Annotated in this window: 10 protein-coding genes; 1 reads left to right on the forward strand and 9 read right to left on the reverse strand. The window is 38.6% G+C overall.

The genetic code is table 11. The features are described 5' to 3' along the window. Window positions 1–104: 104 nt before the first annotated feature. The 8 genes from BLR37_RS21250 to lpdA all read right to left on the reverse strand — a co-directional run bounded on the left by BLR37_RS21250 (window position 105) and on the right by lpdA (window position 8949). Window positions 105–1088 carry a transglutaminase family protein gene (locus BLR37_RS21250; protein WP_090772167.1) on the reverse strand — a complete coding sequence of 328 codons (984 nt, stop codon included), beginning with the start codon at window positions 1086–1088 and terminating at the stop codon, window positions 105–107. A 104-nt stretch (window positions 1089–1192) separates the two neighbouring features. Continuing rightward, window positions 1193–2128 (reverse strand): alpha-E domain-containing protein, encoded by a 936-nt coding sequence (locus BLR37_RS21255; protein ID WP_039483338.1) that lies wholly within the window; start codon window positions 2126–2128, stop codon window positions 1193–1195. A gap of 11 nt (window positions 2129–2139) precedes the next feature. Further along, on the reverse strand, window positions 2140–3588 hold the full coding sequence (locus BLR37_RS21260) for a circularly permuted type 2 ATP-grasp protein (RefSeq protein ID WP_090772169.1): 1449 nt from the start codon (window positions 3586–3588) through the stop codon (window positions 2140–2142). A gap of 727 nt (window positions 3589–4315) precedes the next feature. Continuing rightward, the gene (locus BLR37_RS21265) at window positions 4316–4843 is read right to left on the reverse strand and encodes a ferritin (protein ID WP_090772171.1); all 528 of its coding nucleotides are present in this window, start codon (window positions 4841–4843) and stop codon (window positions 4316–4318) included. 448 nt (window positions 4844–5291) lie between these two features. Further along, window positions 5292–5651: a hypothetical protein gene (locus BLR37_RS21270; RefSeq protein ID WP_090772173.1), complete on the reverse strand. Its 360-nt coding sequence runs from the start codon at window positions 5649–5651 to the stop codon at window positions 5292–5294. 273 nt (window positions 5652–5924) lie between these two features. After that, a complete protein-coding gene (locus BLR37_RS21275) occupies window positions 5925–6482 on the reverse strand; it encodes a GNAT family N-acetyltransferase (protein ID WP_090772175.1) in 558 nt (185 codons plus the stop codon). After that, complete coding sequence (locus BLR37_RS21280; RefSeq protein ID WP_090772176.1) at window positions 6482–7321, reverse strand: MBL fold metallo-hydrolase; 840 nt, start codon at window positions 7319–7321, stop codon at window positions 6482–6484. The genes BLR37_RS21275 and BLR37_RS21280 overlap by 1 nt, the downstream gene beginning before the upstream one ends. 239 nt (window positions 7322–7560) lie before the next feature. Further along, entirely contained in the window at window positions 7561–8949 is a 1389-nt protein-coding gene (gene lpdA, locus BLR37_RS21285; RefSeq protein ID WP_039483361.1) for a dihydrolipoyl dehydrogenase, read from the reverse strand. A gap of 684 nt (window positions 8950–9633) precedes the next feature. Here lpdA and BLR37_RS21290 point away from each other — a divergent pair. Then, window positions 9634–12792: a TonB-dependent receptor gene (locus tag BLR37_RS21290; protein WP_090772341.1), complete on the forward strand. Its 3159-nt coding sequence runs from the start codon at window positions 9634–9636 to the stop codon at window positions 12790–12792. 88 nt (window positions 12793–12880) lie between these two features. On the opposite strand, the gene BLR37_RS21295 is transcribed toward BLR37_RS21290, so the two are convergent. Beyond that, on the reverse strand, window positions 12881–13516 hold the full coding sequence (locus BLR37_RS21295) for an acetyltransferase (protein ID WP_090772178.1): 636 nt from the start codon (window positions 13514–13516) through the stop codon (window positions 12881–12883). Window positions 13517–13631: the final 115 nt, after the last annotated feature.

Raw genomic sequence — 13631 nt, forward strand, 5'->3', positions numbered from 1 at the left:
AAAAGTTGATCAGTTGGCAGTTTTCAGTATACAGTTTTCAGTTTTTTGCATAAGCCTGGTTTAAATAATTAATTGCGAATGGCAAGCTGCCAACTGAAAACCGCTTACTGTTGCTGTTGTTGCTGCATGGCTTCTATGTATTGCTGATAGCTGTTTTTTGCCCTTGAGGTAGTAATCGGAGCAGGTTTACTGTAGTTTACTTCTTTGGGCTGAAAATAGGTTTCATTATCGTTAAAATCGTCGTCGTTATAACCTACAGAAACATTTACTTCCATAACCTGCTCAAAACCGCCCTTGTAAACCCCTTTTACCGGAGAGCAATCGGCAAAATTCCTGCCTACAGCCAGGCGTACATGGTTTTCGTTGGCAATACAGTTGTTGGTAGGATCGAGGCCCAGCCAGCCGTATTCGGGTAGGTAGGCTTCTGCCCAGGCATGGGTTGCCCCTTCGCCACGCATGCCATCCCTGTTGGGGCAAATATAGCCACTTACATACCTTGCCGGGATGCCTGTTAAGCGTAACATGGCTGTGAGTATATGTGCAAAATCCTGGCAAACGCCTGCTTTTAGCTTTAAAATCTCATCTATGGTGGTGTCGACAGCTGTAACACCCTTAATGTATTCATAGTTGTTAAAAACATAGGCGCAGTATTTAATTGCGGTTTGGTAGGGGGTATCTTCATCGGTTTTAATACCCAAAGCTGTTTCTTTTAATTGAAGAATGCCTTCAAAACTCTCCTGTCTGAGGTAATCGATATAAGGTACTTCATACTTAAGCTTGCTTAAACTATTCCATTGGGCACCGCTAAATATATCGTCCTGTGGAAGTATTTTAGGGAAAGTTTCTACACATACTTTAGAGAAGATTTTAAGTTGGGTATGCGGTTCGTTCTGGGTAAATGTGCCTACTTCATTACCATAGTAATCGATAAAAATTTCAATTTCCGGACTTCCGGAAATATTAAGGTCGTGCTTAATTACTTTCTGGAAATCGTCTTTAATCGGGAAAAGGATAATCTGGTTGGCACTATCGCGCACCGGCGATTCGTATTTATAGTTGGTAATGTGTTTGATTTTGAAAATTGGCATATTGACTTTTGTTATTTAATATGATACCACAGATAAACACAGATTGGAAATTTGTAAAAATATCCGTGTTAATCTGTGTCTATCTGTGGTTAAAAATCACTTGTTTATGAGTTTGCGAAATAATACTCGTTAAGCAGGTTTCCGATACCGTATAGTTCCGACCTGATTTCGGTAAGGTAACTGTGGAGTTCTGCTTCATTCATCTTATTAACCGAGCTATAGGTAATCATGCTTTTTAACCTCCCGATTTTAAATGACAGGTTATTGTAATGCTCAATATTGCTTTCGCTCTTTAACCGGTTAAAATATCTTTCAATGTTGCCCATGGCATACAGTGCCGACCGTGGGAAATCGTTATTGAGCATGGCCAGCTCGATGATGTTTTTGGCATCAAAACCCTGCCGGTAGGTTTTTAGGTACAGTTCGTAACCACCTATCGATAGCAAAAGGTGTTTCCAGTAGGAAATATCGGTCAGTAAATCCGGATTGCTGCTAATCGAACTGAATTTAATATCGAGGATATCGATAGATTGGATACTCCGCTCGAGATGCTTGCCGATATTCATAAAACTTCTGCTTTCGCCACGTTCCATTACACTATCGGCTGTTCCGTTATACAGCATTACCTGTTTAATCAAAATATCTAATGCAGTAATCGGATCGTCTTTTTGTACATACCACAACAGTTTTTCGTCTTTAACGGTATGGTAATATTCATTCAGGCATTGCCATAAATCTTTAGGTATATGTTCCTGCACACTCCTTGCATTTTCGCGTGCCAGGGTAACGATGTTCAGAATCGAATTCGGATTTTCGCGATTTAGCAGGAGATATTCTATCACTGCACGGCTATCGTGCTGGATATTTAATAATTCCTTTTCATCATCGGATGAGAAAATCCTGATCACCGGTTTCCAGGTAAATTCCTGTATGGTATCCTGTGAAGAAGCGTAATTTATTTTCAACATGCGCAGCATCCCGTCGCTGCGCTCAACATATCTGCTTAACCAATATAAGCTTGATGCAACTCTACTTAACATAATGCCGTAATTTAAGAAGTTAAAACCCAGGTATCTTTACTGCCGCCGCCCTGCGAACTGTTTACCACCAGCGAGCCTTCTTTTAAGGCTACCCTCGTTAAACCTCCGGGAACAATCGAAACGCCATCCGGGCCATTGAGGGCAAAAGGACGTAAATCGATTCTGCGTGGTGCTAGTTTTCCGTTAATGAAACATGGTGCGGAGGACAGGCTGATAGTAGGCTGTGCAATAAAATTGCGCGGATCTTTCAGGATTTCGATTTTGTATGCTTCGGTTTCCTGTTCGCTGGCCGCATGGCCCATCAGCATACCGTAGCCACCGCTTCCGTTGGTTTTTTTGATTACCATGGTATTGATATTGGCAAAAACATGCTCCAGTTCATCCCGGTTGCTCAACTGATAGGTAGGTACATTTTTTAGAATAGGTTCTTCGTTCAGGTAATACCTGATCATGTCGGGTACATAGGTGTAAACCGCTTTATCGTCGGCCACACCATTACCCACGGCATTTACAATAGCTACATTGCCTTTGCGGTATGCGCCCATTAATCCGGCAACCCCCAGTACGCTATTGGGGTTAAATACCAGGGGATCGAGGTAATCGTCGTCTACACGGCGGTAAATCACATCAACCTGTTGCAGGCCCGTAGTGGTTTTCATAAATACTTTCTGGTCTTTTACCACCAGGTCTCTTCCTTCAACCAGTTCTACCCCCATCAGGCGGGCCAATGTAGTGTGTTCGTAGTAGGCCGAATTGTACATGCCGGGGCTTAACAATACAATTGTAGGGTTGGAAACTGCTCTTGGAGAGAGCGACATTAAGTTTTTGTACAGTAAGGCGGGGTATTCGGTTACACTCCTTACGCCACATTGCGGAATGAGATCAGGAAATAGCCTTTTGGTAATTTCGCGGTTCTCCAGCATGTAACTTACGCCCGAAGGGGTTCGGAGGTTATCTTCGAGTACATAAAAGGTTCCGTCGTGGTCTCTTATCAGATCGATACCTGCAATATGAATGTAAATATCATGCGGTACATTAACATTGTGCATCTCTCTTAAAAAATGCGGACATGAATAAATCACATCTATAGGTACTATCTGATCTTTTATGATAAACTGATTGCTGTAAACATCTTTTAAGAAAAGATTCAGCGCTTTTAAACGCTGTTTTATACCTTTTTCTATAAAAAGCCACTCGGTTGAGGTGATAATTCTCGGAATAATGTCGAAAGGAAAGATTTTTTCAATTCCTTCGCCACTATCATACACGGTAAAGGTAATTCCTTGGCTCATGAAGAGCTTTTTGGCAAGTTCTTCTTTCTTGTTTAAGTTTTCTAATGATTCTTTAGAGAAATTGTTGATAAAGTTTGTGTAGTGATTTCGATAATTATCACCATTTAAAAACATTTCGTCATAAGTTTTGGGATGATTTAAGTAGTTTTTAATAAAATTATCTATCATTTCTTTTAATTATTTCCTTAAATTATGATATTTTGTGTAAAAATTAGTGTTTTTTATCATAAAAATAACTAAAAAATGTTTTTTATGCGAATTTATGATGTTTATTTATCTATAATTTAGTGTTTTATGTGTTTTTTGCGTGAAATAATTTGAAAAAATATGTTAAAAAGTTTGTAATTATTAATAAAGTGTCTATTTTTGTAATGCTCGTTAATTATTATTATATATTTGGTTTAAAAAGAGCGCTGGCAACGGCGCTTTTTTTATAAAAATTGAGACTTATTCATAAAATCAACATAAACTAAACAACCTAAACTAAGGAAGCTCCAATTAAATTGGGGCTTTTCTTTTTATGGAGATTATTTTTGCGGAATTTTGGTTAACAAGCTTGATGTTTTTTAAAGCTTACATTTTAGGTGTGTGTGGTTAAAGGCTTAAAGCTTTAAAATTTAAAATCGGTTTAATCTGTGTTTCTTATCTTTTAAATCAGCGGGGAAGATAGGTGCTAAATCTTAGGTTTCTGCAGATTACACAGAAAAGTAGCGCAGATTTAAAGGGAGGTATGATTTTTATTCTCCCGCTGATTAAAATGATTACCGCTGATCAAAGACAAGTGATTTATTTCATTGTAATGACGGGCATTGTTTTTGGGCTGCCAAAAATGAAAATCAATGCAAAAAAAAAGCTACCCAGTTAGGAGTAGCTTTAAACTATGTTTTGTTGTTGTTTATTCTTCAGAATAATTGATTTTGTTCACGTGTTTGTCGATTTCCCATCTTCCGGTACCTTCTTCTCCAATTACTTCGAACAATTCTAAAGCTCTGCGAGCTTTGTATTCTTCTTCGCGTTGCTCTTTCAGGAACCAGTTTAAGAATTCCATGGTTACGAAATCTTGTTCCTTGTGGCATTTAGCTGCAATGTTTTTGAAGCTCTGGGTAATGGCAATTTCTGCTTCCAGTGCATCTTCGAAAACTTCCCTGAAGCTGGCAAATTCTGTTTTGATGCTGCTAACCTCCGGAGAGATTGCATTTCCGCCCATATCCAAAACATATTTGAATAGTTTAAGCTGGTGTACTCTTTCTTCTTCAGATTGCTTTAAGAAATAATCTGCCGAATAGTCGTAGCCATTTTGATCGCACCAAGATGACATAGATAAATATAGTGATGAAGAGTGAGCTTCTTTTTTGATCTGCTGATTTAATAATGTTTCAATATCCTGTGATATTAAACATTGAATGCGCATTAAGTCTTTCATAATTCTGTGCTTTAATAACAATACAAATGTAGATTGAATTTGTTCGGCTTTATAATTTATTTACAATATGAAATTAGTCTAAATTGCTGATAATTAGTTATTTGTAATCAGTTTAAATAAGATGGAAAAGGAAGGTGGAGGAGCGCGATAACGCGAAACGGATACTGCTTGAAAGTCAGGAAGTAATGGAGTACAAATAATCAATGACCAATAATCAAACACCAATTATCAGTTTTTAATTACCAATATGCAATAATGAATGTTCAATGGATCAGTTATTAGTTGGGTGTTTGGCTTAAATTAATGCCAATAGGTTAAGTGCGAGTTGTTGATACTAGTGGTGATCGACCTAATGAGTTTTAGGCAGATGCAGGTACCCATGAACTAATGACAACTGAATAATGCACTTTATGTGAGTGCAAGTACCAATGAACTAATGACTAATGAACTAATAAACCAACCTATAGAGGCAGTCGCTGATCATGTGATTTAGCTTAAACATGGTGAAAGTGCCTTGTAATAAATCTTTCAGAGCGATAATTTCTAAAGCATTTAAAAGATAAATGTGTTCGCAGCCATTAAAGGTAACCAATTCGAAATCGGCTTTATGGGTATTTAAAAGGAGTGCTTCGATATCGATATCTTCTACTACTTTCTTAAGTTTCTGAAGTGATAGGCAGTTGAAACGGGCAAACTTGCCGCCAAAATCTACGTAAAAGCAATTTAACTTATCAGACTGATAAATAGAACCTTGAGCATTTGAGAATACGTTAACCAGTTGGTTGATATCGATACACGCTTTTTCCATTGGGTACAAAAATTGTGATTATTTAGATTAAATACAAATAAAAGTGTAAATAAATTTTGCAGCGCGTTAGGCGGGTTGCGTTTGGCGTGGGAAGGAAGGAAGGAAGGAAGGAAGGAAGGAAGGAAGCGCGGTCGTCATTGCGAGAAGGCTTTTTCAGTCTTCGAAGCAATCTTAATGCAGTCGCTATAAACCTATAGTTGTAAGATTGCTTCCGTGAAAACGGGATTGGCAGTTCCTTAGCAATGGTGAATTTCTATGGAATTCGCTATTACGCTATTTAACTTTAAACACCATATGATGATACAATCCACCCATAAATTCCTTTTCATTTTGGATTACAAAACCCAGGTGCTGATAAAGCTTCAAGGCACGCGCGTTATGTTGTTCGACCAATAAGCCTATAATTTTATGTCCTTGTTGCTGCCCCCAGGCAATGCCGGCTTTGACCAGCTGCTTGCCTATACCTTTGCCCTGTGCATTAGGATTAACACTAATGCTGTCGAGGTAAAATTCGCCACTTTGCGTTTCGGCATCCGGGGCATTCCCAGCTGGGTTAGCTTCATTAATAGTAACTAAAAAAGGTTTTCGGAGTTCAATTAGCTTTCCTCCATCATAAGCGGTTAACGAACCCAGAATTTTGTCTGCATCTTCAAAAACCAGTGTATTTTCGTAGCTGTACTGATTGGCTGGCTGCTTAAAGAGCTGCTCAAAAATATGGTTAACGGCGGCTTCGTCTTGGCTATGCGTTAGTTTGTAAGCCAGCTCGCCCATGGCCTGGAGTAGCAAGGGCACAACTTGTGCTGCATCTTCTGGTTTGGCGGCTCTGATCATTAAATATCGCTTAAATTAAAGGTATCGGCCACTCTAATGCCTTTTTCTGTATGTTGTAAGGTGCAGCACTCGTTAACAGGGTCGTGCTCCAGGTAAAGGATATAATTGTTTTCTACCGCTTCTGCTAAAAAGGCTTGCTTTTCGGTTAGTGTTTTTAAAGGAAACATATCATAAGCCATTACGTAGGGCAGGGGAAGGTGACCAACAGATGGTAAAAGATCGGCCATGTACACAATGGTATGGCCTTTATAATTAATTTTTGGTAACATCATGGCATCGGTATGGCCATAAGCAAAGCTGATGTTGATGTCTTTTTGCCAGGCGATATTTTCCTGCTCGGCCACAAATTTAAGCCGACCGCTTTCCTGCAGAGGTAAAATATTCTCTTTTAAAAAGGATGCCTTTTCGCGTGCGTTGGGTTCTACTGCCCACTGCCAGTGCTTTTCGTTACTCCAATAGGTGGCATTGCTAAAAGCTGGTTTCAGCTGCTCTCCATCTCTTACTACAGCGCCGCCTACATGGTCGAAATGTAAGTGGGTTAAAAAAACATCGGTGATATCGCCGGTACTAAAGCCCAATTGTGCCAGTGATTTTTCCATGCTATCGTTGCCGTGCAGGTAATAATGACTAAAAAACTTTTCATCCTGTTTATTGCCAATTCCGGTATCGACTAAAATCAATTGATTACCTTCTTCAATTAATAAACAGCGCATAGCCCAGGTACACAGGTTATTGGCATCGGCCGGATTGGTTTTCTGCCAGATTACTTTGGGCACCACGCCAAACATAGCGCCGCCATCGAGTTTAAAAAAGCCTGTGTTTATGGTGTGGAGTTTCATTTAGGGTTTGGGGTTAAGTATCGAGTATTAAGTATTAGGTGTCAAGTATTTAGTATCGGGTATCGAGTTTCAGGTATCAAGTATTTAGTGTCAGGTATTTAGTATCAGGTATCAAGTATCAGGCGTTGGGATTGGTTAAAAATAAGAAAACCCTTTAGGAGTAACTAAAGGGTTTTTGCAATATTATTGGTTTTATGTGGTTTTAGGATCTTATGCCTTCCACCTTTAAACCTTCTACATTATAAGTGGATTACCTCTCCGTATGCATCAGCGGCAGCTTCCATGATGGCTTCGCTCATGGTTGGGTGAGGGTGAACCGATTTAATCATTTCGTGTCCGGTTGTTTCTAATTTACGGGCCACTACAATTTCGGCAATCATTTCGGTAACATTGGCACCAATCATGTGCGCACCTAATAATTCGCCGTATTTAGCATCGAAAATCAGTTTAATAAAACCATCTTTAGCACCTGCAGCACTTGCTTTACCTGAGGCTGAGAATGGGAATTTACCAATTTTTAATTCGTAACCTGCTGCCTTAGCTGCTTTTTCGGTATAACCTACTGATGCAATTTCTGGTGTGCAATAAGTACATCCCGGAATGTTGTTGTAATCTAAAGGCTCTGCATGCTGACCGGCAATTTTCTCTACACAGATAATACCTTCTGCAGAAGCTACGTGAGCCAGCGCTTGTCCGCCAACCACATCACCAATAGCATAGTAACCTTTTACTGATGTGTTGTAAAACTCGTCGGTAACGATTTTACCTTTTTCGGTTTTGATACCTACTTCTTCTAAACCAATGTTTTCGATGTTGGCAACAATACCTGCTGCAGAAAGTACGATGTCGGCTTCGATGGTTTGCATGCCTGAAGCAGTTTTAACCGAAACTTTGCAACCTGCACCGCTGGTATCAACAGCTTCAACACTAGCTGAAGTCATTACATCGATACCGGTTTTCTTTAAGCTGCGTAACAATTGTTTCGAAACGTCTTCGTCTTCAACCGGTACCACATTTTCCATAAATTCTACAATGGTTACTTTGGTGCCCATAGTAGCATAGAAATAAGCAAACTCAACACCAATAGCGCCCGAGCCTACTACCACCATACTTTTTGGTAACTCAGGAAGTACCATGGCCTGGCGGTAACCGATAATTTTTTTGCCATCTTGTTTCAGGTTAGGCAATTCTCTTGAACGTGCACCTGTAGCAATGATGATATTTTTAGCTGTAAGTTCTTTTTGCGAACCATCAGCACCTTTAACTTCTAATTTGTTGCCTGGTTTAACTTTACCAGTACCCATAATTACGTCAATTTTATTTTTTTTCATTAAAAATTGAACGCCTTTACTCATGCCATCGGCAACCCCGCGGCTGCGTTTTACTACAGCAGCGAAATCGGCTGTTGCACCAGCTGTTGTAATGCCATAATCGGCAGCATGGTTAATATATTCGAAAACCTGAGCACTTTTTAAAAGCGCTTTAGTAGGGATACAACCCCAGTTTAAACAAATACCGCCTAATGATTCGCGCTCAACAATTGCAACTTTTAGTCCCAGTTGTGAAGCTCTGATCGCAGCTACGTAACCACCTGGGCCGCTGCCTAAAACAATAACGTCGTAATTCATCTGTTTTTTCTAGTTTATTTTTAATCTGTCAGATGGAGCCTGCCTTAATTATGACTGGTTGATCTATGTAAACAGATTTGTTTTTTTAATCGCCTTGTGTTGCTGTAAGCTTTGGGTAAAGGAGTCTCTGTGTATACAGATTAATCTCGTGTTAATAGTTGCCTATGTTCACCTTACAAGAAGTTAAGGAAGCTAATCACTTAACAATCGCTCAAAACTAAAAAAAAAATGTCAATTGGCTAGACCAATGTTGAGATAGCAGTTAAAATTTACAATGGCTGAATATTACACCTTTAGATTTAACATCGCTTTTTGTTTGATTTCGTATTTGTAAATAGGCAAATCAGTTGCGGTACCTGCTTAGGGTAACTGTCTTATTTTTAGGGGTGTATTTCTGGTGAAAACTCATTATTTGCAGAATGTTATTATTGGTGCTTATTTTCTGCCTAAATATCAATCAATTATAGCTTTTGTTATTAAAAATTTAGTTAGCTAGTCAAACGATTGATAAAGTGAAACTTGTTGGTTTTGATGTATTTGTTAAATGTTGAAAAATTATGACCAACTTAACCATAATTTAACATTGGATGTTAAAATGTGTTAAATTTTATTGGGTACATTTGCGGCATTAATTATCCTTTAGATTATTATTCAACAACAAAAAAACATTTAAAAAAAGAAAGTATGAAGAAATCTTTACTTTTAAGATTAGTACTGGTTATTGTTGCTTTTGTAGGTATCACTTTCGGTGCGGATGCACAGATTACTACTTCAACAATGACCGGAACAGTTAAGGACGCCAAAGGTGCCTTACCAGGTGCAAGTTTAAAAGCTACGCACGTTCCAACAGGTACAGTTTATTCTGTATCGACAAACAACGACGGTCGTTTCACCATTACCAACATGCGTGTTGGCGGACCTTATACCGTTGAAGTTAGCTATATTGGTTATGAACCAGAGAAAATCACCGATTTGACTTTAAAGTTAGGTGATCCTTATGTTTTAAATGTAATACTTGCTGATAACAGCAAACAACTTAATGAAGTTGTAGTTGTTGGTAAAAACGATCCGGTTTTCAATAGTAAAAAAACTGGTGCTTCTACAAACATCAGTAAAGAACAGTTACAAAGCCTTCCTTCGTTATCACGTTCGTTAACTGATTTTACACGTTTAACACCACAAGCAAACGGAAACTCTTTTGCAGGTGCAAACAACAGATTTAACAATATCAGTATTGATGGTGCCGTAAATAACGATGTATTTGGTTTAGCAGGTAATGGTGCGCCAGGTGGCCAAGCTAATACTCAGCCTATTTCACTGGATGCGATTCAGGAATTACAGGTTGTTTTAGCTCCGTTTGATGTAACATTAGGAAACTTTGCGGGTGGTGGTATTAATGCTGTAACCCGTTCAGGTACAAATAAAGTTGAAGGTTCGGCTTATTTCTTTGGCAGAAATCAGAATACAATTGGTAAAAGTGTTGATGGTTTAAATACAAAGGCAGCTGAGTTTTACAATACTCAATTCGGTTTCCGTTTGGGAGCGCCAATTATTAAGAATAAATTGTTCTTCTTTGTGAATGGTGAGATGGGAAGAATTCAGCAACCAACAACTCTAAATGTTGGTGATCCTGGTTCAGTTCTTTCTGCTGCTGATGCTCAAACTATTACCAGTACACTACAATCAAGATATGGTTATGATGCCGGTACTTCAGGTGCAATTGATTCTAAAACTCAAAACAATAAGCTTTTTGCCCGTTTAGACTGGAATATCAATGCTAAAAACCAATTGACTTTACGTCACAACTACATTAAAGCATTTGATGATAACATCAGCAGAAGTACTACTCAATTCCGTTTCGGTAATAACGCTTACAGGTTCAATAATAACCAAAACGTATCTGTATTAGAGTTAAGAAGTTCTATTTCTCCAAGTGTATCGAACAACTTAATTGTTGGTTACCAACGAATCCGCGATTTCAGATCTACTTCTGGAGCTTTATTCCCTCAAATCCAAATCAATAACATCAATGGTATTTCTGGTAATTCTGTACTTGTAGGTTCTGAGAGAAGCTCGACTGCCAACGAATTAGATCAGGATATTATTGAGTTTACTGATAACTTAAAAATATTTGCCAATAAGCATACATTTACTATTGGTACGCATAATGAGTTCTTCAAATTCAGAAACTTATTTATGAACAATTTTGCAGGAAGTTATACTTACAGCAATTTGAACGATTTCGTTACCAATGCAAAACCAAACGTTGCAGCAGCAACTTACTCTGTAGTGCCGGGAGATCCTACTCCTGCGGCGAAGTTCAGTGCAGCACAGTTAGGTTTCTACTTCCAGGATGAAATTGAAGCATTCAAAGGTTTTAAATTAGTAGCTGGTTTACGTGTTGATGTTCCATTGTTCTTCGATGATCCGGCGGCGAATCCTTTGGTAGCATCTACATTCTTAAACCAAAGAACTGATCAAACTCCTAGCGGACAAATTTTAGTATCTCCACGTATGAGTTTCAACTGGGACTTAACAGGTGATAGAGCGTTACAATTAAGAGGTGGTGCGGGATTATTAACCAGCCGTGCGCCTTTCGTTTGGTTATCTAATCAATTTACCAACAGCGGTATGTTATATGGTGCTGTTAATGCTACTAATGGTACAGGTACTTTTATTGCTGATCCAGCTAACCAAAAGGCTGCTGGTGGTTCAGTATCAACTTACGAAGTAAACCTTGCTAATAATAATTTTAAATTACCTCAGGTTTTCAGAACAAACATTGCTGCTGATTTTAAATTACCTGGTGGAATTACCGGTACTTTGGAGGCGTTATACAGCAAGACAGTTAACAATGTATTGTATAAAAACATTAACATGAAACCAGCAATTGGTACCATCCCAGCAAGTATCACTGGTGGTGCTGATCGTCGTCCATTATATAATTATCCAGCATCTGCCGGAAAAGTAAATACAACTTTCACTAACGTATATTATTTAGATAATACTGATAAAGGAAGTACTTATAACTTAACAGCACAATTACAAAAGTCGTTTAACTTTGGATTGTTCTTGTCGGGATCATATACTTATGGTAAATCTAAAGATATTAACTCTGGTGCAAGTAGTACCGCTTCTTCTAACTTCGGTTTCGTTCAAATTGTTAACGATCCAAACAATCCGGATTTAGCATATTCTAACTTTGATATCAGACACAGAGTTACAGGCGCGTTGAACTATTCTGTAAAATACGGTAAAAATAAAGCCTTCGGAACTACCTTCTCGTTATTCTATGTTGGTAAATCTGGTTCTCCATTTACATACTTGTATTTTGGTGATCTTAACCAGGATGGAAATAACCAAAATGATTTACTTTATGTGCCAAGAACACAAAGCGAAATCAACTTAGGTACATTAACTGTTGGAACACAAACTTTCACTCCTGCACAACAGTGGGCTGCACTTGATGCATTCATCAATAGCGATCCTTATTTAAGTTCAAGAAGAGGTCAGTACACTGAACGTAATGGCGCAAGAATGCCTTGGGAACATCAGTTTGATACCCGTATTATGCAAGACTTAGGTTTTGTAGGTGGTAAAGGCACTAAAAATAGCTTACAGTTATCTCTTGATATCATTAACGTAGGTAATCTGATCAATAAAGATTGGGGTAAATTATATTCATTATCTAATAATGCCTCTACTTTGATCAATTATAACTACAATGCTACTACTGGTGGTAACTATACTTTCCGTGCACCAACTAATGGTACAGCCTATCAGGTAGCTCCATTTGCTTCAAGATGGCAAGCTCAAATAGGTGTTCGTTACAATTTTAACTAATACTTGAAGAAATAAATATTAAAGCCCTGATCAATTCGATCAGGGCTTTTTTTGTTGCTATAGTTGGTTTGGATAGACGATTATCCGTTTAAACAATTGCCTTTTTCACTCTTGCCGGAACCCCTGCCACCATTACATTTTCGGGTACATTTTGGGTAACCGATGCACCTGCAGCAATGTATGCACCTTTACCAAGGGTTAGCCCGGGTATAATGGTTGCGCCTGCACCTATAAACACACCTTCCTGAACATGAACATTACCCGCAATGGTAACGCCTGGCGAAATGGTTACATAATCATCAATCACGCAATCGTGGCTAACGTTGCACAGTGTGTTAATGATACAGTGATTACCAATATGCACCTGTGCATTAATTACCCCTCCGGGGGCAATACAATTGCCTGTGCCCATTTTTAGCGTCGGACTTAAGTAATTGTGCGGATGAATGATATTAATGAAGGTATAGCCGTTATTTGCCAATAGTTCAATAATAGATTTTCGTTGGTAGTTACCTATGGCCCCAATGAGTGCTAGCTTTGATGAGGGCGGATATTGTTTAATGAATTCCTGCAGCTGGATAACCGGTTTACGAATACTGGAATGCAAATCGTGATGATCGACATTGATGACGTAGCCTGCTAAGTTATATTCCTGGAAACCGATTAAATATTCGCTCACTTCTGTAGCGTGTTTACCTGCACCCAAGACATATACGTCGATCATAAATTTATTCCAATTAGGTGTAATTTGTTAACGTTGAATATACGTTTCTAGATGTTGGTTTAGACAATGTGTCGGTAAAAAGGTTTAATGTATCGATAAAGATAAAATTGCTTTA

The sequence above is a fragment of the Pedobacter soli genome, assembly GCF_900101435.1.
GTDB classification, from domain to species: Bacteria; Bacteroidota; Bacteroidia; order Sphingobacteriales; family Sphingobacteriaceae; genus Pedobacter; species Pedobacter soli.